The sequence below is a fragment of the Rhizobium sp. GN54 genome (genome assembly GCF_021026345.1).
Classification (GTDB): Bacteria; Pseudomonadota; Alphaproteobacteria; order Rhizobiales; family Rhizobiaceae; genus Mycoplana.
Map to the genome: position 1 here is coordinate 378,714 of NZ_JAJNCZ010000004.1, position 21,317 is coordinate 400,030.

The 21,317-nt window shown below is 66.2% G+C and carries 25 protein-coding genes; 11 read left to right on the forward strand and 14 right to left on the reverse strand.

The features are described 5' to 3' along the window. Positions 1–42: 42 nt before the first annotated feature. From LQK81_RS13755 to LQK81_RS13765, 3 genes are all read right to left on the reverse strand, one after another. Positions 43–306: a DUF2312 domain-containing protein gene (locus tag LQK81_RS13755; RefSeq protein WP_183804609.1), complete on the reverse strand. Its 264-nt coding sequence runs from the start codon at positions 304–306 to the stop codon at positions 43–45. Positions 307–467: 161 nt separating this feature from the next. Continuing rightward, positions 468–773: a DUF1244 domain-containing protein gene (locus tag LQK81_RS13760; protein ID WP_230806924.1), complete on the reverse strand. Its 306-nt coding sequence runs from the start codon at positions 771–773 to the stop codon at positions 468–470. 62 nt (positions 774–835) lie between these two features. Continuing rightward, positions 836–1,636 (reverse strand): N-formylglutamate amidohydrolase, encoded by an 801-nt coding sequence (locus tag LQK81_RS13765; RefSeq protein WP_230806925.1) that lies wholly within the window; start codon positions 1,634–1,636, stop codon positions 836–838. Between the two features lie 265 nt (positions 1,637–1,901). On the opposite strand from LQK81_RS13765, the gene LQK81_RS13770 reads away from it, so the two are divergent. Then, the gene (locus LQK81_RS13770; RefSeq protein WP_230807140.1) at positions 1,902–2,318 is read left to right on the forward strand and encodes a DUF1036 domain-containing protein; all 417 of its coding nucleotides are present in this window, start codon (positions 1,902–1,904) and stop codon (positions 2,316–2,318) included. Next, the gene (gene pyk, locus LQK81_RS13775; protein ID WP_230806926.1) at positions 2,318–3,757 is read left to right on the forward strand and encodes a pyruvate kinase; all 1,440 of its coding nucleotides are present in this window, start codon (positions 2,318–2,320) and stop codon (positions 3,755–3,757) included. The genes LQK81_RS13770 and pyk overlap by 1 nt, the downstream gene beginning before the upstream one ends. 124 nt (positions 3,758–3,881) lie before the next feature. Here the strand turns inward: pyk and LQK81_RS13780 are convergent, their stop codons facing one another. From LQK81_RS13780 to LQK81_RS13800, 5 genes are all read right to left on the reverse strand, one after another. Further along, on the reverse strand, positions 3,882–4,481 hold the full coding sequence (locus tag LQK81_RS13780) for a hypothetical protein (RefSeq protein WP_230806927.1): 600 nt from the start codon (positions 4,479–4,481) through the stop codon (positions 3,882–3,884). 78 nt (positions 4,482–4,559) lie between these two features. After that, positions 4,560–4,685 carry a type B 50S ribosomal protein L36 gene (gene ykgO, locus LQK81_RS13785; RefSeq protein ID WP_012709334.1) on the reverse strand — a complete coding sequence of 42 codons (126 nt, stop codon included), beginning with the start codon at positions 4,683–4,685 and terminating at the stop codon, positions 4,560–4,562. A 217-nt stretch (positions 4,686–4,902) separates the two neighbouring features. Then, positions 4,903–5,958, reverse strand: a complete 1,056-nt coding sequence (locus LQK81_RS13790; RefSeq protein WP_230806928.1) for a 5-(carboxyamino)imidazole ribonucleotide synthase — start codon at positions 5,956–5,958, stop codon at positions 4,903–4,905. Next, entirely contained in the window at positions 5,955–6,422 is a 468-nt protein-coding gene (gene purE, locus LQK81_RS13795) for a 5-(carboxyamino)imidazole ribonucleotide mutase (RefSeq protein WP_230807141.1), read from the reverse strand. Before purE ends, LQK81_RS13790 begins: the two co-directional genes overlap by 4 nt. 49 nt (positions 6,423–6,471) lie before the next feature. After that, the gene (locus LQK81_RS13800; protein WP_112593742.1) at positions 6,472–6,675 is read right to left on the reverse strand and encodes a YdcH family protein; all 204 of its coding nucleotides are present in this window, start codon (positions 6,673–6,675) and stop codon (positions 6,472–6,474) included. A 217-nt stretch (positions 6,676–6,892) separates the two neighbouring features. On the opposite strand from LQK81_RS13800, the gene LQK81_RS13805 reads away from it, so the two are divergent. After that, positions 6,893–7,066: a YdcH family protein gene (locus LQK81_RS13805; RefSeq protein ID WP_230806929.1), complete on the forward strand. Its 174-nt coding sequence runs from the start codon at positions 6,893–6,895 to the stop codon at positions 7,064–7,066. A 147-nt stretch (positions 7,067–7,213) separates the two neighbouring features. On the opposite strand, the gene LQK81_RS13810 is transcribed toward LQK81_RS13805, so the two are convergent. Beyond that, positions 7,214–7,474, reverse strand: a complete 261-nt coding sequence (locus LQK81_RS13810; protein WP_230806930.1) for an ArsR/SmtB family transcription factor — start codon at positions 7,472–7,474, stop codon at positions 7,214–7,216. A 100-nt stretch (positions 7,475–7,574) separates the two neighbouring features. Then, positions 7,575–8,345 (reverse strand): sulfite exporter TauE/SafE family protein, encoded by a 771-nt coding sequence (locus tag LQK81_RS13815; protein ID WP_230806931.1) that lies wholly within the window; start codon positions 8,343–8,345, stop codon positions 7,575–7,577. A 102-nt stretch (positions 8,346–8,447) separates the two neighbouring features. Between LQK81_RS13815 and LQK81_RS13820 the strand changes: the two genes are divergently transcribed. The 7 genes from LQK81_RS13820 (at position 8,448) to LQK81_RS13850 (ending at position 16,325) form a co-directional block, all read left to right on the forward strand. Continuing rightward, positions 8,448–9,101: a thiamine phosphate synthase gene (locus tag LQK81_RS13820; RefSeq protein WP_230806932.1), complete on the forward strand. Its 654-nt coding sequence runs from the start codon at positions 8,448–8,450 to the stop codon at positions 9,099–9,101. A 10-nt stretch (positions 9,102–9,111) separates the two neighbouring features. Continuing rightward, positions 9,112–10,419, forward strand: a complete 1,308-nt coding sequence (locus tag LQK81_RS13825; RefSeq protein WP_269064966.1) for a tetratricopeptide repeat protein — start codon at positions 9,112–9,114, stop codon at positions 10,417–10,419. Positions 10,420–10,570: 151 nt separating this feature from the next. Continuing rightward, positions 10,571–11,134, forward strand: a complete 564-nt coding sequence (gene efp / locus LQK81_RS13830; RefSeq protein ID WP_230806934.1) for an elongation factor P — start codon at positions 10,571–10,573, stop codon at positions 11,132–11,134. A gap of 71 nt (positions 11,135–11,205) precedes the next feature. Continuing rightward, positions 11,206–12,006 (forward strand): inositol monophosphatase family protein, encoded by an 801-nt coding sequence (locus LQK81_RS13835; RefSeq protein ID WP_230806935.1) that lies wholly within the window; start codon positions 11,206–11,208, stop codon positions 12,004–12,006. A gap of 167 nt (positions 12,007–12,173) precedes the next feature. Continuing rightward, on the forward strand, positions 12,174–13,253 hold the full coding sequence (locus LQK81_RS13840) for a MotA/TolQ/ExbB proton channel family protein (protein WP_230806936.1): 1,080 nt from the start codon (positions 12,174–12,176) through the stop codon (positions 13,251–13,253). Positions 13,254–13,256: 3 nt separating this feature from the next. Continuing rightward, positions 13,257–14,288: a peptidoglycan -binding protein gene (locus tag LQK81_RS13845; RefSeq protein WP_230806937.1), complete on the forward strand. Its 1,032-nt coding sequence runs from the start codon at positions 13,257–13,259 to the stop codon at positions 14,286–14,288. A gap of 393 nt (positions 14,289–14,681) precedes the next feature. Continuing rightward, positions 14,682–16,325 carry an FAD-binding dehydrogenase gene (locus LQK81_RS13850; protein WP_230806938.1) on the forward strand — a complete coding sequence of 548 codons (1,644 nt, stop codon included), beginning with the start codon at positions 14,682–14,684 and terminating at the stop codon, positions 16,323–16,325. A gap of 42 nt (positions 16,326–16,367) precedes the next feature. On the opposite strand, the gene LQK81_RS13855 is transcribed toward LQK81_RS13850, so the two are convergent. Beyond that, positions 16,368–18,128 (reverse strand): ABC transporter transmembrane domain-containing protein, encoded by a 1,761-nt coding sequence (locus LQK81_RS13855; protein WP_442967139.1) that lies wholly within the window; start codon positions 18,126–18,128, stop codon positions 16,368–16,370. Positions 18,129–18,399: 271 nt separating this feature from the next. On the opposite strand from LQK81_RS13855, the gene rpmE reads away from it, so the two are divergent. Then, positions 18,400–18,621, forward strand: a complete 222-nt coding sequence (gene rpmE, locus LQK81_RS13860; RefSeq protein WP_230806940.1) for a 50S ribosomal protein L31 — start codon at positions 18,400–18,402, stop codon at positions 18,619–18,621. Between the two features lie 131 nt (positions 18,622–18,752). Here the strand turns inward: rpmE and rcdA are convergent, their stop codons facing one another. From rcdA to LQK81_RS13875, 3 genes are all read right to left on the reverse strand, one after another. Continuing rightward, a complete protein-coding gene (rcdA, locus tag LQK81_RS13865; RefSeq protein WP_230806941.1) occupies positions 18,753–19,271 on the reverse strand; it encodes a protease adaptor protein RcdA in 519 nt (172 codons plus the stop codon). Positions 19,272–19,649: 378 nt separating this feature from the next. Beyond that, complete coding sequence (locus LQK81_RS13870) at positions 19,650–19,838, reverse strand: DUF1192 domain-containing protein (RefSeq protein ID WP_230806942.1); 189 nt, start codon at positions 19,836–19,838, stop codon at positions 19,650–19,652. Then, positions 19,835–21,169, reverse strand: a complete 1,335-nt coding sequence (locus LQK81_RS13875) for an MFS transporter (protein ID WP_230806943.1) — start codon at positions 21,167–21,169, stop codon at positions 19,835–19,837. The genes LQK81_RS13870 and LQK81_RS13875 overlap by 4 nt, the downstream gene beginning before the upstream one ends. Positions 21,170–21,317: the final 148 nt, after the last annotated feature.

Genomic DNA, 21,317 nt, shown 5'->3' on the forward strand with positions numbered 1-21,317 from the left:
CTGGTTCGGCGGGCTTTTTGCGACCTTCCGGTCAACAGCCTGTCATTCTTCCGGCGGCAGTTCGACCATGCCGAGCGCCTGCAGGTAGGTATCCAGGATCGCCTCCTGCTCCATGCGCTCGTCCTTGTCCTGCTTGCGGATCTGGATCACCTTGCGCAGGATCTTGGTGTCGAAGCCGACGCCCTTGGCCTCGCCGTAGACATCCTTGATGTCGTCGGCGATCGTCTTCTTTTCTTCTTCCAGGCGCTCGATCCGCTCGATGAAAGCACGAAGCTGGTCGCGGGCGACGCCGTGAGCATCGGACATGGTCTTCTCCTTGACTGGGGAAAATGAATGGACGTGATGGCGTGATCTGCCGCGAAGTTCCGGCGAGATCAAGGCCTATCCGCAAGGCGGCCGGAATTTTCGCAGCTTATACAAGTTACCCACGCTATCCGCGCCCGGCGACCGCGGGCAGCCACGGCCCGTCATTCCTGCGGGCGGTTGATCTCGAATGCGGCCTTTTGCCCGGCGCTTGCCTCCTTCTGATGCAGGTCGCGCCAGGCGTCGTAGGGCATTCCGTAGATGATCTCGCGGGATTCCTCCTTGTCCATCGCCACGCCCGCGGCATTGGCCGCCTCGCGATACCAGTTCGACAGGCAGTTGCGGCAGAAGCCGGCAAGGTTCATCAGGTCGATGTTCTGCACGTCGGTGCGTTCGCGCAGGTGCGACACGAGCCGCCGGAAGGCGGCGGCCTCAAAGGCCATGCGTTGTTCTTCGCTCAGGTCGTCCATGTCGGTCCTCCGGTGAGCGGGCGCTCGTCCTATTGCCCGCTTTCGATCCTCGCGCGTTCCGGTCAGTAGGGGCCGGTGCGGGAGGGGAATGTCTGATAGGTGTGAAGCGCCTCGTCGGCATTCAAGCGGGCGAGCACGGGCGCCAGGCGTTCCGTCCATCGCGCGATGCCGGCCTCGTCGCCGATCTCGTCCTGGCGGACCTCGATCAGCGCATGGGGGATGCCCGCCTTCATGCAGTGGCGGAACATGGTGTCGCCGCGCAAGGCGCCGTCATAGGGTTCGTTGCTCGCGGTCACGACGCCGGGGAGCGCCGCCAGTTCGGCCAGCAGCGGGTCGACGGCGCGATGGTCGCTGTCCCACAGGACGGTGATATGCCAGGGCCGCGGAGCGCCCTTCCAGAAGGGGGTGAAGGAATGCAGCGAGATCACCAGCGGTGCCCTGCCGCTTGCCTCGGCCACTTGGCCGATCGTCTCCGACACGGCGCCGTGATAGGGCCGGTGGTAGGTCTCGAGCCGATGGCGCCACTCCTCGGCGGTGATCGGATGGTTGCCGGGCACGATCGCGCCGTCGGAGATCCGCATGATCAGGGTCGGATCGTCCTCGCCGCGGTTCGGATCGATCAGGAGGCGGGAGAAGCGGCTCATGACCGCCGGCACGCCGAGTTGCGCCGACAGCGCCCGCGTCAGTCCCTCGATGCCGATGTCATAGGCGATGTGGCGTTCGAAGGCGCTGTCGGGCAGGCCGAGCCGGCCATAGGCGGCCGGCACGCGGTTGGTGGCGTGGTCGGCGAGCAGGACGAGGCCACGGCTCATGTCGCCGCCCAGAATCTCGTAGGGGCTGTCATCCGTTTGCAGGGTTTTCATGCGATCTCTTCGTCATGGACGTCCAAGGCTTGATGGCATGGGCAAACGGTAACCGCAAGTCGCGGCGGTGTCGTCGATTCGGGGCGAATTGGGGCAGCGTGCGGGGGTGCGATCACAATATAATCGATTAGAGTTGCGTTGACATTCTCAGCTTGCCGTCGCAAGAAAGCGCGTGACCAAATCAACGGAGTTCCCATTGGAAGCCGTGCCAGATCATTCGCACTCACGCACCCTCCGTTCGGCGCCCGGCCTTTCCTGCCTCGGTCTGTTGGCTGCCGCCGCATTCTTCACCCTCGCGGCCCCCGGGGCTGCGCGTGCCGACTTCCGCGTCTGCAACGGAACGCAGAACCTGGTCGGCGTCGCGATCGGCTACCGCGCCACCGAAGGCTGGGTGACGGAAGGCTGGTGGCAGATCCCGGCCACGACCTGCGCCACGCTGATCGAAGGCGAGCTGCAGTCGCGCTACTACTACCTCTACGCCGAGGATGCCGCCCGCGGCGGCCGCTGGACCGGCGAAGTCAACATGTGCGTCGCCGAGAACGAGTTCAAGATCACCGGCGTCCAGGACTGCTTCGCACGCGGTTTCCAGAAGATGGGATTCAAGGAATATGACACCGGGCGCCAGGGCAGCTGGATGGTCCAGCTCTCCGATACGCCCGGTCCCCAGGAAAGCCAGAATTGATGAAGCGGAACAGAAGAGTAAAGATCCTCGCCACGCTCGGCCCGGCTTCGGCCGAAGAGGAGATGATCCAGAAGTTGCATGAGGCGGGGGCCGATCTTTTCCGCATCAACATGAGCCATGCCAGCCATGAGGTGATGCGCACGCTGATCAGCCGCATCCGCGCCGTCGAGGCGCGCTGCGGCCGACCGATCGGCATTCTGGCCGACCTGCAGGGCCCGAAGCTGCGCGTCGGCAAGTTCAAGGATGGCAAGGTCGATCTCGTTCCAGGCCAGACCTTCACGCTCGACAACCGCGACGAGCCCGGCGACGCCACGCGCGTCTTCCTGCCGCATCCCGAGATCCTCGAGGCGGTCAAGGCGGGCCATCGCCTGCTGATCGACGACGGCAAGCTGCATCTGCGCGCCGATCAGGCCGACGGGACGAAGATCGTTTGCACGGTGATCGCCGGCACCAAGATTTCCGACCGCAAGGGCGTCAGCCTGCCCGACACGCTGCTCGGCGTCGGCGCCCTGACGGAGAAGGATCGCGCCGACCTCGACGCGGTGCTCGCCACCGGCAGCGTCGACTGGGTGGCCCTGTCCTTCATCCAGCGCCCGGAAGATCTCGCGGAAGTGCGCAAGGTCTCGCGCGGCCGCGTCGGCCTGATGTCGAAGATCGAGAAGCCCCAGGCGATCGAGCGCATCGACGAGATCATCGAGCTTTCGGACGCCTTGATGGTCGCCCGCGGCGACCTCGGCGTCGAGATGCCGCTGGAAGCCGTTCCCGGCCTGCAGAAGCAACTGATCCGCGCCTGCCGCCGCGCCGGCAAGCCGGTCGTCGTCGCCACCCAGATGCTGGAATCGATGATTTCGGCGCCGGTTCCGACCCGCGCGGAGGTCTCCGACGTCGCCACCGCCGTGTTCGAGGGCGCCGACGCGATCATGCTTTCGGCCGAATCGGCTTCCGGCGAATATCCGGTCGAAGCTGTCTCCACCATGGCCTCGATCGCCAGCAAAGTCGAGCGCGACCCGCACTATCCGGGCATCATCTACGCCCAGCGTACGCCGCCGGAAGCGACGGGGGCCGACGCCATCTCGCTGGCCGCCCGCCAGATCGCCGAGACGCTGAACCTGTCGGCCATCGTCACCTATACCTCGTCGGGCACCACCGGCCTGCGTGCAGCGCGCGAGCGGCCGGAAGTGCCGATCCTGGCGCTGTCGCCGATCATCGAGACCGCCCGCCGGCTCTCGGTCGTCTGGGGCCTGCACTGTGTCGTCACCGGCGATGCCGAGGACCTCGACGACATGGTCAACCGCGCCTGCCGCATCACCGTCAGCGAAGGCTTCGGCAAGCCGGGCGACCGCATCATCATCTCGGCCGGCGTGCCGCTCGGCACGCCCGGCGCGACCAACATGCTGCGCATCGCCTATATCGGTTCGGACGGCGCCAGCGGCCTGTAACCGCGACGAGCCGGGCCACCCGGCTTCATACTATTTCGCCATCGCGTCCCCGGCCTCGTGCCGGGGATTGGCGATCACAGGCGAATGTCCGCTGCATTCCACACGCATCGATGCTCATGAGGGCTCAGGCCCGGCTGCCCGCGATCTTGTCGGCGAGGTCGCCGAGCGATTTCTGGGCGCGGCGTTCGGCCGGGTAGATGTCGAGGAAGCGCTGCCAGGCCTCCATGGCGGGTTCGTCCCGGCCGTAGCTCGTGAGGATCGCCGCCATGCCGGCGATGGCGCCGAAATGGCGCGGCTCGAGCGCCAGCACGCGATTGATGTCGGACATCGATTTGCGGTAGTTGCCGGCCTTGAAGTGCAGCGTGGCGCGCTGGTTCCAGCCCTCGACATAGGTGGGGGCAAGCTGGATGACTTCGTCGAGATAGTCGAAGGCGGCGGTGTCCTTGCCCTCGGCGATCGCCTTGTCGGCCTGCTGCATCAGCAGATTGACGGTGGCGCTGCCCGAATCGCGCCAGGTCAGCCGAATGTTCTCGGAAATCGCCTTGGCCTTCTCCTGGTCGCCCTGATGCTTCAGTTCGTCGAAGAGGGCGTCGAGCCGCGCGGCCGGGCTGATATCGGCCGGAACGCTCCGGCTAACGGCAGCCGTGTCGGAGGTCTGGGCCAGGGCGCCGGGAAAGGGCGCGGCGAAAACGAGGAGGGTGGCGAAAACAGATTTGAAGCGCATGCGGTTATGCTAGACCGCATGCGCTTCAAAGCAAATCACTATCTTGCTACAGCAAGTCGACGGCGCTTGCGCGCGGCCTCAGCCCTGGCGGGCCTTGAAGCGCGGGTTCGACTTGTTGATGATGTAGACGCGGCCCTTGCGGCGAACCAGACGGTTTTCGCGGTGGCGGGTCTTGAGAGACTTGAGCGAATTCTTGATCTTCATGTTTCTGATCCGCGATGCTGGGGAGGAAACTTATCCGCCCGAAATCTTGTCAATTAAAAACGCGCCGTTTCGGGCGCGCTCTCAGGTTGGCGTTCGTGTACCCGTTCATCCGGACCCTGTCAACCGCCGGGCAGGGATTTTGAGCGGGTTTTGGGGCGGTTTTGCGGGGCTTTTGGTGTCCGGCCGCGGGGATTTCCACGGCCGGCGACGCTGTTTCTCACCGCAGTTCGGTGACGTGGCCCATCTTGCGGCTGGGGCGCGATTCTTCCTTGCCGTAGAGATGGACAAGCACGTCCGGGGTATTGAGCCAGGCGGGGACAGCCTCGATGTCGTCGCCGATCAGGTTCTGCATCACGCAATCCGAATGGCGGCGCGGATCGCCGAGGCCGAGGCCGGCGACGGCGCGCATGTGCTGTTCGAACTGCGAGATGACGCATGCGGCTTCCGTCCAGTGGCCGGAATTGTGCACGCGCGGCGCCATTTCGTTGGCGACCAGCTGGCCGTCGCCCAGCACGAAGAACTCGACGCCGACGACGCCGACATAGTCCAGCCGGTCGAGGATGGCGCGGGCGGCGCGCCGCGCCTGGTCGGCGGTCGCCTCGCTGATTGCGGCCGGTACGGTCGAGGTGTGGAGAATGCCGTTGCGGTGGATGTTCTCCGCCGGGTCGTAGCAGACGATGGTGCCGTCCTGCGCGCGCGCGGCGATGATCGAGATTTCCCGCTCGAAGGCGATCAGCCCTTCCAGGATCAGCGGCACCGAGCCGAGCTCGGCGAAGGCGTCCTCGCGGCGTTCGGCGGGCGAGCGGAACATCCGCTGCCCCTTGCCGTCATAGCCGAGACGGCGGGTTTTCAGCACGCCGATGCCGCCGAACGCATCGAGTGCGGCGTCGAGATCGGCCTGGCTGTCGACGGCCTCGAAGGGGGCGGTCGGGATGCCGCAGTCGTTGATGAAGCGCTTCTCGACCAGCCGGTCCTGTGACACTTCCAGGGCCTTCGGCGGCGGGAACACCGGCACCGATCGCACCAGCAGCTCGGCAGCGGAGACGGGGACGTTCTCGAATTCGTAGGTGACGACGCCGCAGCGCTGCGCGAGTTCGGCGAGCGCGTCCGGATCGTCATAGGCTGCGACGATCTGGGCGTTGGCGACCTGGGCTGCCGGGCAATCGGGCTGCGGTTCGAGGATGATCGTGCGCAGGCCGAGGCGTGCCGCGGCCATGGCGAGCATGCGGCCGAGCTGGCCGCCGCCGATGATACCGATGGTCGTGGCCATCATAGCGGGCCGTCCACCGGGTAATCGGCGACCGAGGCGCTCTGGTTCTCGCGCCATTCGTCGAGCCGCAGCGCCAGCTCCGGATCGGAGAGCGCCAGCACGGCGGAGGCGAGCAGGGCGGCGTTGACGGCGCCGGCCTTGCCGATCGCCAGCGTGCCCACCGGGATGCCGGCCGGCATCTGCACGATCGACAGCAGGCTGTCCTGGCCGGACAGCGCCCTGGACTGGACGGGGACGCCGAAGACCGGCAGCGAAGTCAGGGCCGCGATCATGCCGGGTAGGTGCGCCGCGCCGCCGGCGCCGGCGATGATGATCTTGAAGCCTTCCGTCCGCGCGGTCTTGGCAAATTCGTAGAGCCGTTCCGGGGTCCGGTGGGCGGAGACGATCCGCGCCTCGTAGTCGACCTCAAGCGCGTCGAGGGTATCGGCGGCGTTCTTCATCGTCTCCCAGTCGGACTGGCTGCCCATGACGATGGCGACGGGTGGCGTTTGAGGTGTCTTCAACGTGCTTTCCGTTTCAGGCGATGATGTCGGGGATGATCTGGTCCTCGATCTTGGAGATCCGGTCCTTGATCACGAGCTTCTTCTTCTTCATCCGCTGGACCCGGAGGGCGTCGCAGCCGACCTGGATCATGGCGTTGATGGCGGCGTCGTAGTCCTCGTGTTCCTGTCGCAATCTGGCGATCGCCAACCGCAATTCCGCCTGGTCCTGGTCTGGCATTCTCATTCCCCGTCCCTTACCGATGGCGGTCTGCGCCTGCCATTCGTATGCAGCAAGAACGCTGCTCCTATCACAAAAGGCAACCTGTCGGGAAGTTATCCTCGGCCACGATTTCGCCTTCGACAAATGAAAAATAGCATGGCAGACTTTGTCTGTTGCAACCTTGCCCTCCGGGCGCGCCGGCGTCCGGCTGCGAACTAAAGGAAGGAACTGTCACATGTCGATTGAGGCTCATCTTGCCACGCTTGAAAAGAAGCACTTCGCCCTCGAGGAAGAGCTTCACGATGCAATGACGCGTCCGTCCTACGAGGATGAAGCCATTGCCGAGATCAAGCGGCGGAAGTTGCGCATCAAGGACGAGATCGAAAAGATTCGCTCGTCTGCGAACTGATCGAAACGATAGGTTCCAAGGAGGAACGAAAAAGGGGGCCGCCCCGTCATCGCAAGCGATGGCAGAAACGGGCCGAAAGGCTTAATTCCATTCACGAATTGCACGGTCCCGGTTGTCCAAGGCAGCCGGGACTTTTTTCTCCGGCGCTCAGCTCCAGAACTGGTCGAGCCAGAAATTGAGGCGGTTGAAGCCGGCCGAATTGATCGCATAGATGCGGCGGGTGCCGCTGGCGGTGACGCTGACGAGATTGCAGTCGAGCAGCGCCTTAAGGTGCTGGGAAACGGCCGGGCGGCTGATCGGCAGGCCCTGCGACAGCTCGTTGACCGTCTTCGGCGCGCGCCGCAACTCCTCCAGCAGGAACCGGCGGTTCGGGTCGGCAATAGAGGCGAAGGGGTCCGGCGTCACCATGCGGAAAAGCTATGGCATCGCAGCGTGAACGGCAAGCTTTTTGTGCACTGCCGCATCGCCCCCCGGACCCCGAAAAACCGCGGCCCTGGCGACCCGTCGTTCAGGTGAGCGCGGCGAGGCCGTCGGTGACGAGTTTCAGCCCCGCCGCCAGTGCCATGCCGTACATGAAGGGATAGAAGACGTCCGGCTTCATGCGCTTGACGAGGTAGCCGCCGAGCGCGGTCATCGCCATGGCGAGCGGCATCAAGGTCGCCGAAATGGTCAGGTTCGTGGTGTCGAGCTGGCCGAGCGCGAAATAGGGAATGAGCTTCAGCGCGTTCATGGTGGCGAAGAAGCGGACGGCGGCACCGGTATAGTCGCGCGGGGTGAGCTTCAGCGGCAGCGCATAGACCTGGAAGGGCGCGCCACCGGCATGGGCGACGAAGCTGCCATAGCCCGAAAGGGTGCCGAAGAAGGCCGCGGGGCCGACGCGCTGCGGCTTTGCCGCGATCACGATGCCCTTGCGGATGCGCCACTGGTTGTAGAAATAGCGGGCGGCGAAAAAGACGGTGATCAGGCCGATGATCAGCCGCAGCGCGTCGCGCGGGACATAGGCCGAGGTCGCCCAGCCGAGCGCGATGCCGAAGATGCCGCCGGGCAGGAGGTAGACCAGCGTGCGGCGGTCGTTGTGGTGGCGCCAGATCCAGAGCGAGACGATGTCGCTGACGATCAGGATCGGCAGCAGGATCGCTGCGGCTTGCACCGGCGAAACCACCATGGCAAGGATGGGGACGCCCATCAGCGCCAGGGCCTCGCCCATGCCGCCCTTGGTCAGGCCCACGAGCAGGACGGCGGGGATGGCGGCGAGGTATATGCTGGGGTCGATGGACATGCGGGGCGATTGATCCTTTGGAGCAAGCGGTCTATCGGCTTTGCAACGATATTGCGAGGGGGCAGATGGCCCGCTCCCGAATGCGGAAGAAATGGAAGCCCGATGACTGCAATCGAAGATCGCTGCCGCCTCGTCCTGGTCATGCCGGAAGGCGATGACGCCGCCGCACGAAAGACGATGCTTGAGGATGCGCTGCGCGGCGGCGACGTCGCATCGGTGATCGTGCCGCAATACGGGCTCGACGACGGCGCGTTCCAGAAGCATGCGGAAGCGCTGGTGCCGGTGATCCAGGCTGCCGGCGCGGCGGCGCTTGTTGCCGGCGACACGCGCGTCGCCGGTCGCGCCCGGGCCGACGGCATCCATGTCGCCGGCGGGGCGGAGGCACTTGCCGACGCCATGGAAAAGCATTCCCCGAAGCTGATCGTCGGTGGCGGCAACGCCAAGGACCGGCACCAGGCGCTGGAGATCGGCGAAGTCGGACCGGACTACATCCTGTTCGGCAAGATCGGCGGCGACATCAAGCCGGAGGCGCATCCGAAGAACCTGGCGCTGGCCGAATGGTGGGCCTCGATGGTCGAGGTTCCCTGCGTCGTGATGGGCGGCACCGATCCGGCCTCGGCACTTGCCGTCGCCGAGACGGGCGCCGAATTCGTGGCACTCTGCCAGGCCGTGTTCGCCGAGCCCGCCAACGCCGCGCAGGTGGTCGCATCGGTCAATGCGCTCCTTGACGAAAAAGCGCCACGGTTCGAGGATTAATGCCGTGCGGATGAAGAGGGCTTTCGATCGCCGGCCGTTGCGGCTGACCACGCTGTTTTGCTGCGCGCTCGCCATGGCGGCGCCGGCATTCGGCCAGGGGTTGCCCGGTGCGGAGACGGCGCCCAAGGTCGAAGGCGGAGACGCTGCGGCTCCGGCGGCCACGCCCGACGCTGCTCCGGCGCCTGGTGCTGCGCCGGGCGTGACGCTTCCCGGCGTGCCGGGGGCGCCTGCAGGCGCTGCCGCCGGCGGCGCCGAATTCCCCGGTGCTGCGGCGGAGGACGGCGAAGCCAATGCTTCGGCGCTCGACGGGCCGGCTCCGGACGAACGCGGTTCGCGCCTGCTCGATCCCGCCAATGACGGTGCGGCTGGAAGGCTTTCGCCGAACGGTGCCGGGGCAGCCCAGCCCGCGCCTTCCGCCGGCCTCGGCGTGCTCGACCGCATGGGGGCGCCGTTGCCGGACCTGCCGGCGGAAAAGGCGTTCACCGGCAAGGTGGACGAGGCCTATGGCGCCTACCAGCGCGGCTTCTATCTGACGGCGATGGACAACGCCCTGCCGCGGGCACAGAACGGCGAGGCCGCCGCGCAGACGCTGGTCGGCCTGCTGTTCGAACAGGGGCTCGGCGTCAAGCGCGATCGCAAGCAGGCGGCGTTCTGGTACAAGCAGGCGGCGGAAGGCGGCGATCCGGCCGGCATGTTCAAGTACGCGCTGCTCCTGATGGAGGGGCGGCAGGTCGAGCGCGACCGTAAGAAGGCCGACGAGTTCATGCGCAAGGCCGCCGATGCCGGCAATCCTTCCGCGCAGTTCAACTATGCCCAGATGCTGGTCGCCGACGGTGCCGCCGACAAGGGGCTGCGCGCCGCGCTGCCCTATTATGAGAAATCGGCCGAGCAGGGTATCGCGGACGCGCAATATGCCCTGTCCCAGCTCTATACCAATCTCACCGGGCTGCCGCCGGAGAAGACCGACCGCGCCCGCGAGTGGCTGGTCCGCGCCGCCCGCGCCGGCTTCGACACCGCACAGCTCGATCTCGGCATCTGGCTCGTCAACGGCGTGGCCGGCGAGCGGGACTACGAGGCCGGGTTCAAGTGGCTGAAGCGGGCGGCCGACGGCGGCAACGTCGTGGCGCAGAACCGTGTCGCCTATCTCTACATCAACGCGCTCGGAACGAAGCCGGACCCGATCGAGGCCGGCAAGTGGTTCGTCCTGTCGCGGCGGGCCGGGCTGAACGATGCGGGGCTCGAGGACTTCTACCTGGGCCTGACCGACGAACAGCAGAAGGCGGCGATCTCGGCCGCCAACAAGTTCCGGATCCGATAGCGACCTCATGCCCTGACCCTTGCACCGGGTGAATGGCTGCGTTCCGCGCCGGAGGCTTGAACTTTGAAGGGAATTGTGGTCTTGAGGCCGCAAGACGGGTTCCCGATCGCTCCGATCGCGCGGAACCGCCAAGATCTCTACGGAAATTCTCATGAAAATCAGCGGCAGTGAAATCAAGCCGGGCAATCTCATCGAGCACAACGGCGGCATTTGGGCGGCAGTGAAGTGCAACGCGGTGAAGCCGGGCAAGGGCGGCGCCTTCAACCAGGTCGAACTGAAGAATCTGGTGGACGGTACCAAGCTCAACGAGCGCTTCCGCTCGTCGGAAACGGTCGAGCGCATCGAACTCGAGAAGAAGGACTTCCAGTTCCTGTTCGAGCAGGGCGAGGGCCTCGTGTTCATGGATGTCGACAGCTACGACCAGCTCGAGTTGCAGAAGGAATTCGTCGGCGACCGCGCCGCCTTCCTGCAGGACGGCATGATGGTGACGGTCCAGCTCTACGACGACAAGCCGATCGGCATCTCGCTGCCTGACCAGGTCGTTCTCGCCATCGCCGAGGCTGACCCGGTGGTCAAGGGGCAGACGGCCGCTTCGTCCTACAAGCCGGCGATCCTGGAGAACGGCGTGCGCGTGCTCGTGCCTCCGTTCATCGAAGCCGGCGAGCGCATTCTCGTCGACACCAACGAAATCACCTATCTTCGCCGCGCCGACTGATAGGATATAGATCCGCCGGCCGTGGCACCGACCGTGATCGCCCGCCGGACAACTGACAAGGACAGGCCCCGATGGCTCGCTCAGCTCTTCTCAACGTGATGGTCCAGGCCGCCTTCAAGGCCGGCAAGTCGCTCTCGCGCGATTTCGGCGAGGTGCAGAACCTGCAGGTCTCGCTCAAGGGACCGGGCGACTACGTCTCGCAGGCCGACCGCAAGGCCGAGAAGCTGATCCGCGAGGAACTGCTCAAGGCGCGGCCGACCTACGGCTTCCTCGGCGAGGAAAGCGAGGAGATCAAGGGCACCGACGGCGCGCATCGCTGGATCGTCGATCCGCTCGACGGCACCACCAACTTCCTGCACGGCATTCCCTGCTTCGCCTCTTCCATCGCGCTCGAGCGCAATGGCGAGATCGTCGCCGCCGTCGTGCTCAATCCGGCGACGGACGAGCTCTACACGGCGGAGAAGGGTGGCGGGGCGTTCCTGAACGACCGCCGGCTGCGCGTGGCCGCCCGCAAGGAACTGTCCGACAGCGTCGTCAGCTGCGGCGTTCCCCATCTTGGCCGGGGCAACCACGGCAAGTTCCTGCTGGAACTGCGCCATGTGATGGGCGAAGTCGCCGGCGTCCGCCGGATGGGCGCGGCCTCGCTCGATCTCGCCTATGTCGCCGCCGGCCGCTTCGACGGCATGTGGGAGCGCGACCTGTCGGCCTGGGACATCGCGGCGGGCATTCTCCTGATCCGCGAGGCCGGCGGCTTCGTCACCGACATCGACGGCGGCAACGCGATGCTGGAGACGGGAACGCTCGTGGCCGGCAACGAATATATCCGCAAGGCGCTGGCCGACGTCGTCCATCGTCCGGTCCCCGCCCGCTGAGGCTTGCGGACCTTCTCGCGGCAGCCGGCCGCAGCCCCGGCGCGAGGCTGCCGAGCGGTGGCCGGATTGCCGCAAGTCAATGGACGTACACCGAAATTCGGCCCTTCAATTCGGCGCAATCTTCCTCTAGGCTCCGCTCTTAGTTGAGAGCAGGAGATGCGGAGACCATGGCAAAGCTGGCGCTGTCGGAGTGGGAGGAGCCGGCCGGGGACGGGGAGGAATATCCCCACAAGCTGTCGAGTCCCATGCCCTTCTTCTGGACGATGGTGATCTTCCTGATCATCGTCGGTTTCGTGGGCGCCATCCTGTTTCGCCAGGCGCATGCGGCCTTCAACAGCAATCCCGGCCTGAACGGCCTGATCATCGGCGTGCTCGTCATCGGCATCCTGCTGGTGTTCAGCCATGTGCTGTCGCTGCGGCCCGAGGTTCGGTGGTTCAATTCCTTCCGGGCTGCCGGCAGCGCTGAAAAGGTCGGGCGAAACCCGGTGCTGCTGGCGCCGATGCGCGCCCTGATCGGCAAGCATCATTCGATCGCGATTTCGACCACGGCCCTTCGCTCCATCCTCGATTCGATCGCGACGCGGCTCGACGAATCGCGCGACACCTCGCGCTACCTGATCGGCCTGCTCGTCTTTCTCGGGCTGCTCGGCACCTTCTGGGGCCTGCTCGGCACGATCGGCTCGATCAACACGGTGATCCAGTCGCTCGATGCGGGCGCGGGCACGGCAAACGACGTGCTGTCGGCGCTCAAGGAAGGCCTGTCGGCGCCGCTTTCGGGCATGGGCACGGCGTTCTCGACCTCGCTGTTCGGTCTTTCCGGCTCGCTCATCCTCGGCTTTCTCGACCTGCAGGCGGGGCGGGCGCAGAACCGCTTCTACATGGAACTGGAAAACTGGCTGTCGTCGGTCACCGACGTCTCTTCCGAGGTTTCGCCGGCGCTTGCCGCAAACGGCGAGGCCGCGGACGTCAAGGCGCTGGCCGAGCAGATTCTGAAGCTTTCGCAGGAGGGCGGGCACAGCCGCTCGACCGCCGCCATGGCGAGCCTTGCCGAAGGCATCCAGGGACTGGTGAAGAACATGCGCAACGAGCAGCAGATGCTGCGCGACTGGATCGAGGCGCAGCAGGAGGAGGCAAAGGCGCTGCGGCGCACGCTCGACCGGCTGGCGGCGCGCTCGGGAGACCTCAACGGCGAACGCGGGTCGGAGCGGAGCCGCGAACGGCTTCGCGATCCGGCAGGGGGCGAATAGCCGATGGCTCTTGCCCGCGCCCGCCGCTCGCACCGCACCGTCGACTACTGGCCCGGCTTCGTCGATGCGCTGTCGACGCTGCTGCTCGCCATCATGTTCCTGCTCTGCGTGTTCGTGCTCGCCCAGTTCTTCCTCAGCCGCGAGATCACCGGCAAGGACGAGGTGCTCGACCGGCTGACGAGCCAGGTGAACGAACTGACCCAGCTTCTGGCGCTCGAGAAGAGCGGCAAGCAGGACCTGGAGGATTCGCTCGTCAACCTGCAGGCATCGCTCGCCGAATCGGAAGGCGAGCGCTCGCGCCTGCAGCAGATCCTCAACCAGGGGGCCGGCGCATCGGATGCCGCCAATGCCAGGATTTCGGAGCTGAACGAGACGGTCGACAGCGAACGGCAGGTGTCAGCGCGGGCGATGAGCCAGATCGAACTGCTCAACCAGCAGATCGCCGCCTTGCGCAGCCAGATCGCAGCGGTCGAGGGCGCGCTCCAGGCGTCCGAGGCGAAGGACGCGTCCTCGCAGGCCAAGATCGCCGACCTCGGCCGCCGGCTCAACGTCGCGCTCGCACAGCGGGTGCAGGAGCTGAACCGGTATCGTTCCGACTTCTTCGGTCGGCTGCGCGAGATCCTGTCCGACCGGGAGAACATCCGCATCGTCGGCGACCGCTTCGTGTTCCAGTCGGAAGTGCTGTTTCCATCGGGCGGCAGCAACCTGAACCCGGAAGGGCAGGCCGAGATGCAGAAGCTGGCTGCGGCGCTCCTCGACCTCGCCAAGGAGATTCCGCCGGAGATCAACTGGGTGTTGCGCGTCGACGGGCATACCGACAACGTCCCGCTTTCGGGAACGGGGCGCTACGTCGACAACTGGGAGCTTTCCTCGGCGCGCGCGACCTCGGTGGTGAAGTTCCTGGTCGCCAACGGCGTCCCGGCAGACCGCCTCGTCGCCGCCGGCTTCGGCGAATACCAGCCGCTGGCCCCGGGCGAAAGCCCGGAGGCGCGCGCCACCAACCGTCGCATCGAACTGAAGCTGACGGAGAAGTAGGCGCGACGACGGCCGTGTTTGCGGATCTTGTTGCCCTGCGCTCCGGAATCGCCCTCATCGCCTCGCTGCGCGCCGGCACTTCTCCCCGGTGGGGAGAAGAGGCAAGGGCAGCGGAGTCGGGCTATGGCCGGTTTTGCGCTCGCCGCAGATCCGGCGTGACCTTTGGACTGGCTGACGGCCGCGCTCTCCCTCTTCTCCCCATCGGGGAGAAGGTGGCCCGAAGGGCCGGATGAGGGGGCTGCCGCGGCCGCAACGCAGGCCGGATCGTCGACCGACAGGACGCAATCCGCATCTTCGCCATTGGGTCCCACTCTCCTGCCGCCGTGATTTCCGCATTGCCCTTACGCTGACGTGTGCGTAACTTCCCGCCGGGGACAGCTTGGGAGGGTGTGCATGGATTGCGATGTGCTGGTGATCGGTGCGGGGCTTGCGAGTCTCGTCGCGGCGAGCGAAGCCGTCGACCGGGGGCTGCGGGTCACCATCGTCGATCAGGAGGGGGAGCAGAACCTCGGCGGCCAGGCGTTCTGGTCGCTCGGCGGGCTCTTCTTCGTCGACAGTCCCGAGCAGCGGCGCATGCGCATCCGCGACAGCCGCGACCTCGCACGGCAGGACTGGCTCGGCTCGGCCCAGTTCGATCGTCCGGAGGATCACTGGCCGCGGCTGTGGGCGGACGCCTATCTCGATTTCGCCGCCGGCGAGAAGCGCGCCTGGCTGCATGCGCAGGGCATGCGCTGGTTTCCGGTCGTCGGCTGGGCCGAACGCGGCGGCAGCCTCGCTTCGGGCCACGGCAATTCCGTGCCGCGCTTCCATGTGACCTGGGGGACGGGGCCGGGCGTGCTGGCGCCGTTCGTGCGGCGGGTGCGGGAGGCGGAGGCCAAGGGGCGGCTGTCGTTGTGCTTCCGCCATCAGGTCGACCGGCTGATCGTCACCGACGGCGCGGTCCGCGGCGCGGCGGGCACGGTCCTCAAGGACGACGGCGCCGGGCGCGGCAGGACGAGTTCGCGCGAGGCGATCGGGGCGTTCTCGATCTCGGCGGATGCGGTCATCGTCGCTTCCGGCGGCATCGGCGGCAACCACGAGCTGGTGCGCCGGAACTGGCCGGTCGGTCGCCTCGGCGCGCCGCCTGAAACGATGGTCAGCGGCGTGCCGCATCATGTCGACGGGCGGATGCTGGCGATCTCGCAGGACGCCGGCGGCTCCGTCATCAACAGCGACCGGATGTGGCACTATACCGAGGGTTTGCGTAACTGGGATCCCGTCTGGCCGAACCACGGCATCCGCATCCTCCCTGGGCCGTCGTCGCTCTGGTTCGACGCGGACGGCAACCGTTTCGCCGCGCCCGCCATGCCGGGCTACGATACGCTGGGAACGCTGAAGGCGATCAGGGCTTCCGGCCACGACTACAGCTGGTTCATCCTGACCAGGGCGATCATCAAGAAGGAGTTCGCGTTGTCCGGTTCGGAGCAGAACCCGGACCTGACCGGCAAGGATATTCGCCTGCTTTTGAAGCGGCTGGGCCCGAAGCCACCGGGTCCCGTGCAGGCCTTCATGGACAAGGGCGAGGATTTCATCGTCCGCGACACCCTGGAAGATCTCGTCGAGGGGATGAACAGGCTCGCCGGTGCCGCACGGCTCGATCCCGTCCATATCCGCGCCCAGGTCGAGGCACGCGACCGGGAAGTGGCCAATGCGTTTTCCAAGGACGCGCAGGTGACGGCGATCCGCGGCGCGCGCGGCTATCTGGGCGATCGACTGATGCGCACGGCGCGGCCGCATCGCATCCTCGATCCGAAGGCGGGACCGCTGATCGCGGTGCGCCTCCACCTGCTGACGCGCAAGACGCTCGGCGGGCTGCAGACCGACCTGTCGGGCCGGGTGCTGGAATTGTCGGGCGCGCCCGTTCCGGGGCTCTATGCGGCCGGCGAGGTGGCCGGTTTCGGCGGCGGCGGCGTGCATGGGTACAATGCGCTGGAGGGGACGTTCCTCGGCGGCTGCCTCTTTTCCGGTCGCGTCGCGGGGCGCAGCGTCTGCGCCTGATTCAGGTCCGCCCTTGAGGAAGGTTGACGGCAGCCTGCCAACTCAGAGAGCGGCGGCTGCCCGTTCCTCTGCGCCATGGTCGAATTGCAGCCGGGCCAGCCTGGCGTAGAGGCCGCCCTGGCGGACGAGCGACTGGTGCGTGCCTTCCTCGACGATACGGCCATGTTCCATGACGAGGATCCGGTCCGCCTTGAGCACGGTTGCGAGCCTGTGGGCGATGACGATCGTCGTGCGCTGCCCCATCAGTTCGTCCAGCGCCTTCTGCACCAGCGTCTCGCTCTCGGCATCGAGTGCGGAGGTCGCCTCGTCGAGCAGAAGCAGCGGCGCGTCCTTCAGGATCGCGCGCGCAATCGCGATGCGCTGCCGCTGGCCACCGGACAGGGTGATGCCGCGCTCGCCGACCATGGTATCGAAGCCGTCCTCGAGCCGGTTGATGAATTCTTCCGCCTGCGCGGCCCTGGCGGCTGCGACCACGCGCTCGCGCGAGACGCCGGGCATGCCGAAGGCGATGTTGTCGGCGACCGTGGAAGCGAAGATCGTCACGTCCTGCGGCACCACCGCCATGCGGCTGCGGACCTCTTGCGGATCGGCCGTGCGCAGGTCGACGCCGTCCATCCGCACGGTGCCGCTGGTCGGGTCGTAGTAGCGCAGCACGAGCGACAGGATCGTGCTCTTGCCGGCGCCCGAGGGGCCGACGACGGCCACCGTCTCGCCGGGCCTGATGGCAAACGACAGGCCGTTCAGGCTGCGGTAGCCGGGGCGCGAGGGGTAGGAGAAATGCACGTCCGCGAATTCCAGCGCGCCGCGACCGGGAGCGGGCAGGGCGACGGGATCGGCAGGCGCGGTGATGGCGGGCTTCTCGTGGAGGAGTTCCGTCAGTCGCTCTGCAGCGCCGGAGGCTTGCGAAAGTTCGCCCCAGACCTCCGACAGCGAGCCGAGGCTGCCGGCGGCGAAGACGGAATAGAGCAGGAACTGCCCGAGCGTGCCCGCGGTGATGTTGCCGGAGAGCACGTCCTGCGCGCCGAACCAGAGCACGGCGACGACGCTGCCGAAGATCATGGCGATGGCAAATCCGGTCAGGAAGGCGCGGGCGAGAACGGCCGAGCGCGCCGCCCCGAAGGCGTTCTCCACCGCCGCGCCGAAGCGGGAGCGGGCGGCGGGCTCGGCGTTGAAGGCCTGCACGGTGCGCGCCGCGCCGATCACCTCGCCGGCATAGGCCGACGCCGAGGCGAGCGTGTCCTGCGCCTGCCGCGAGCGGCGGCGCACGGAGCGGCCGAACGCGACGAGCGGGAAGACGATGATCGGGATGGCGGCGAGCACGAGGCTGGAGAGCTTCGGGCTCGTGACGATCATCATGGCGATGGCGCCGAAACAGAGGATCAGGTTGCGCAGGGCCACCGATGCGGTCGCGCCGACGGCGGACTTGATCTGCGTCGTGTCGGCCGTCAGCCGCGAGACGATCTCGCCGGACTGGTTCCGGTCGAAGAAGGCGGGCGACAGCTTGGTGACGTGATCGAAGACCTCGCGGCGCAGGTCGGAGACGATCCGCTCGCCGAGGGTAATGACGAAATAGTAGCGGAAGGCGCTCGCCAGCGCGAGCACGATCGCCAGCGCGAACAGCATCATGAAATAGGTGTCGATGAAGCCGGCGTCGGCCCCGGAGAAGCCGTGGTCGATCATCCGGCGCACGGCGGTCGGCAGCGCGAGCGTGGTAACGGCGGCGGCGACGAGCGCGATGCCGGCGCCGGCGACGAGGCCGCGGTAGCGGGCGAGGTAGGGCAAAAGCGTCGCAAGCGGCTTCAGGGATTTGCGCTCGCCCTTGCGGGCAGGGCCGGCTGCAGTTCCGGCATCGGGGCCGGCTTGTGTCTCTGTGCTCACGTCCACCTCGTCCGTTGCCGGGACCCCGGGGCCGAAATCTCTTTCGGCTCTTGTTATCCCGCCGGCCTTCATGTATAGGCTCGCCATCGAATTGGGAAGCCGCTGGCCTGATGGGTCGCGGCTTCATTTACGTCTTTGACCCGGCTGCCGCAACCGATTGCGACAAAAGGTCTCCGGAACATGCAGGAAGATTGTCATGAAGGCTGATATCCATCCCCAATACCACACCATCAAGGTCGTCATGACCGACGGCACCGAGTACGAGACCCGTTCGACCTGGGGTTCCGAAGGCGCGGTCATGAACCTCGAAATCGACCCGAAGTCCCATCCGGCATGGACGGGCGGCAACCAGCAGCTCATGGACCGCGGCGGCCGCGTCTCCAAGTTCAAGAAGCGCTTCGAAGGCCTCGGCCTCTAAGCCTTTCGCCGATTGCGATTCTGACGAAGCCCGGGCCCGCCCGGGCTTTTTGCGTTTGCAGGATCATCAAGCCGGCAACAAAAAACCCGGCCAAGGCCGGGTTCGGATGTCGCCAATGGCTTTCCCGCCGATCAAGTGTTGCTGAAGGCGGTCTGCAGCAGGCTGAGCTGGGCCTGGACGCTGTTCTGGTTGTCCGGCACGAAGGCCTGGGCTTCCTGCGGGCGGTACATCTCGCGATCGAGCAGGGCGACGCGGTTCTGCAGGCGCAGCGAGCGCTCGACGAGATCGCGGAAGGATTCCGGCAGGTCGTGCCAGCCGGGTGCTGCACGATCGACGTTGAAGCCGTCGAGGCGGACCTTGCTCTTTTCCGAAAGGACCTGGTCGCGGGTCATCTCGCCGTTGTTGACGGCGCGCTGCAACAGCAGCCAGGACGCCATCTGCATCAGGCGGGTGGTAAGTCGCATGGATTCGGCGGCGTAGAGGACCGACGCCATGCGCGGCAGCACCTTGGCGGCCTGGCGGCCGGGGCCGTCGAGATAGGTTGCCGTTTCCTCGACCAGACCCATGCCCTCGGCATAGAGGTTCTTGAACTGCGACGAGGTGGCGACGTGACCAGCGAAGCTGACGGTATTCAATCCTCTTTCGGACATGGCCCCATTTCCCGTTGACGCATCACAATTCAGGTAACCCGCATCGGTGGAAAAGGGTTCCACAGGTCGGGTTTTCATGCAGGTACGATGGAGGCATAGCCCATTTCGCGCAAGCACGATCTTAAGAAAGGGTTAATCTCCACAATTCTTTACAACGGCTTGGGACAGGTGGGAAGAGCACAAAAAAAGAGCCGCGGGAAAGCGGCTCTCAAGGTAAAACAGGGAGAAAATCAGACCCATTCCCCAAGCGGCGAAAATGTCTGAGTCCGGACGGGTCCGGACATGCGATTAATAGCTGATGAAGCTTAACGCCCGGTTAACTTTGATGCCCGTCCGGTCTTCGCCGTGTCGTCTTTTCCTGGCGGCGGGCGCCGCCGGTCAGCGGAAGAACTTTTCCGCGGCCGAGCGGCTCGCGCCCTTGCGGGCCTTCTCCTCCTCCAGCCTCGCGATCTCCGCCTTCAGGAGGTCGATGCGCTGGGCTAGTTCGTCCGCCGAAAGCAGCGACAGGTCGCAGCCGATCTCGTGAGCCACCTTGCGGGCGGGGCGGTCTTCGTCGTTGATGCTCATCGCTCTTCCTCCGTCGTGGCCTGGGGACCGGCTTGGGGGCCGCCCTGGGAACCGGCTTGGGGACCGACTTGCGGGCCGGCCTCCGGTGCGCTCGCGGTCTGGCTGGCGCGTGGCGACATGTGCAGGCTTTCCGGTGTCGTCAGCGTGCCGGGATTGATGGTGGTGTAGTTTTCGCGCTCGCTGGCGGGAAGGGCGGCGCGGCGCCTGCTGCGGAACATCGCATAGGCGGTGATCAGGAGGTGGGAGACGAAGGTGACGACGAACAGCGCGTAGGGGCCGACCGAAGTCATGACCGGGCCGCCGAGCGTCGGGCCGATGATGGTGCCGATGCCATAGAGCAGGAGCAGGCCGCCGGACACCTTCACGAAATCCTCCGGGCTTGCGAAGTCGTTCGCGTGCGAGACGGCGATCGGATAGAGCGCGTTGGCCGCAGCGCCGTAGGTGGCGACGACGATCAGCAGCGAAATGACCGAGACCGGCTGCAGCACGAACATCAGCAGGCCGGCAAAGGCCGCCACGGCCGACAGGGCCGCCAGCACATAGCGCCGGTCGATGCGGTCGGAGAGGCGGCCGGCGGGCAGTTGCATGACGGCGCCGGCGAAGATCGTGACGCTCATCATCATCGCGATCGTGCTCGAGGCCAGCCCGGCCTCGGCGCCGAAGACGGCGCCCAGCGTGCCGAAGGCGCCGTTGGAGATCCCGATCAGCACGATGCCGACGCAGGCCACCGGCGAGGTCCGGAAGAGGGTGGGGATATCGAGGCTGACCTGTTTCAGCGGCTGCGGGGAGGCCGCGGTCGACAGCGTCGTCGGCAGCATGGCGAGGCAATAGAGGATGCCTGCGACCATGAACAGGATCGGCGTTTCGATATCGCCGAGGGTCACCATCATCTGGCCGCCGACGACGCCGAAGAGCGTGATGGCGATGTAGAGCGAGAAGATGACGCCGCGGCTCTCGTTGCTCGCCCGCTCGTTCAGCCAGCTTTCGATGATCATCGAGGTGCCGGCGATGGAGAAGCCGGTGACGGCGCGCAGCGCCACCCACCAGAGCGGATCGACGAGGATGCCGGTCAGGAGTGCGATGATCGCGATCAGCGAGGCGAAGCCGGAAAAGGCGCGCACATGGCCGATGCGCTTGACCACCTTCGGCGCCAGCAGGCAGCCGAGCACGAAACCGGAAGCCCAGGAGGTGCCGATCAGGCCGAGCAGGGTGGTCGGGTAGCCCTCGAAGGCGCCGCGGACAGGAAGCAACAGGCCGTGCAGGCCGTTGCCGAGGAACAGGAACAGGGTGCCGAGCAGAAGCGCGAAGACGGAGACGAGATTATTTCGCATCGGTGATCCCTGCCTATCATCGAGACTTGGTATAGGGCGGCAAGCGCCTGATTTCCATAGCCGAATTTCGGCGATGGGAGAATCGTGCCATCCATTGGGGACCTCGACTTGGAAAAGTGTCGGCGTTGTGACAGGAACGGAAGGAAAG

What these genes read in the sequence shown, in the direction of transcription:
- LQK81_RS13810 (WP_230806930.1), bottom strand. Translation starts at nt 7,474, where the DNA reads ATGGTGACGCCGGACCCCTTCGCCTCTATTGCCGACCCGAACCGCCGG.
- LQK81_RS13850 (WP_230806938.1), top strand. Translation starts at nt 14,682, where the DNA reads ATGGATTGCGATGTGCTGGTGATCGGTGCGGGGCTTGCGAGTCTCGTC.
- purE (WP_230807141.1), bottom strand. Translation starts at nt 6,422, where the DNA reads ATGGGCAGCCAGTCCGACTGGGAGACGATGAAGAACGCCGCCGATACC.
- LQK81_RS13820 (WP_230806932.1), top strand. Translation starts at nt 8,448, where the DNA reads ATGACTGCAATCGAAGATCGCTGCCGCCTCGTCCTGGTCATGCCGGAA.
- rcdA (WP_230806941.1), bottom strand. Translation starts at nt 19,271, where the DNA reads ATGTCCGAAAGAGGATTGAATACCGTCAGCTTCGCTGGTCACGTCGCC.
- rpmE (WP_230806940.1), top strand. Translation starts at nt 18,400, where the DNA reads ATGAAGGCTGATATCCATCCCCAATACCACACCATCAAGGTCGTCATG.
- LQK81_RS13800 (WP_112593742.1), bottom strand. Translation starts at nt 6,675, where the DNA reads ATGCCAGACCAGGACCAGGCGGAATTGCGGTTGGCGATCGCCAGATTG.
- LQK81_RS13825 (WP_269064966.1), top strand. Translation starts at nt 9,112, where the DNA reads ATGAAGAGGGCTTTCGATCGCCGGCCGTTGCGGCTGACCACGCTGTTT.
- LQK81_RS13755 (WP_183804609.1), bottom strand. Translation starts at nt 306, where the DNA reads ATGTCCGATGCTCACGGCGTCGCCCGCGACCAGCTTCGTGCTTTCATC.
- LQK81_RS13790 (WP_230806928.1), bottom strand. Translation starts at nt 5,958, where the DNA reads ATGATGGCCACGACCATCGGTATCATCGGCGGCGGCCAGCTCGGCCGC.
- LQK81_RS13840 (WP_230806936.1), top strand. Translation starts at nt 12,174, where the DNA reads ATGGCAAAGCTGGCGCTGTCGGAGTGGGAGGAGCCGGCCGGGGACGGG.
- efp (WP_230806934.1), top strand. Translation starts at nt 10,571, where the DNA reads ATGAAAATCAGCGGCAGTGAAATCAAGCCGGGCAATCTCATCGAGCAC.
- ykgO (WP_012709334.1), bottom strand. Translation starts at nt 4,685, where the DNA reads ATGAAGATCAAGAATTCGCTCAAGTCTCTCAAGACCCGCCACCGCGAA.
- LQK81_RS13760 (WP_230806924.1), bottom strand. Translation starts at nt 773, where the DNA reads ATGGACGACCTGAGCGAAGAACAACGCATGGCCTTTGAGGCCGCCGCC.
- LQK81_RS13845 (WP_230806937.1), top strand. Translation starts at nt 13,257, where the DNA reads ATGGCTCTTGCCCGCGCCCGCCGCTCGCACCGCACCGTCGACTACTGG.
- LQK81_RS13780 (WP_230806927.1), bottom strand. Translation starts at nt 4,481, where the DNA reads ATGCGCTTCAAATCTGTTTTCGCCACCCTCCTCGTTTTCGCCGCGCCC.
- LQK81_RS13875 (WP_230806943.1), bottom strand. Translation starts at nt 21,169, where the DNA reads ATGCGAAATAATCTCGTCTCCGTCTTCGCGCTTCTGCTCGGCACCCTG.
- LQK81_RS13870 (WP_230806942.1), bottom strand. Translation starts at nt 19,838, where the DNA reads ATGAGCATCAACGACGAAGACCGCCCCGCCCGCAAGGTGGCTCACGAG.
- pyk (WP_230806926.1), top strand. Translation starts at nt 2,318, where the DNA reads ATGAAGCGGAACAGAAGAGTAAAGATCCTCGCCACGCTCGGCCCGGCT.
- LQK81_RS13835 (WP_230806935.1), top strand. Translation starts at nt 11,206, where the DNA reads ATGGCTCGCTCAGCTCTTCTCAACGTGATGGTCCAGGCCGCCTTCAAG.
- LQK81_RS13805 (WP_230806929.1), top strand. Translation starts at nt 6,893, where the DNA reads ATGTCGATTGAGGCTCATCTTGCCACGCTTGAAAAGAAGCACTTCGCC.
- LQK81_RS13815 (WP_230806931.1), bottom strand. Translation starts at nt 8,345, where the DNA reads ATGTCCATCGACCCCAGCATATACCTCGCCGCCATCCCCGCCGTCCTG.
- LQK81_RS13765 (WP_230806925.1), bottom strand. Translation starts at nt 1,636, where the DNA reads ATGAAAACCCTGCAAACGGATGACAGCCCCTACGAGATTCTGGGCGGC.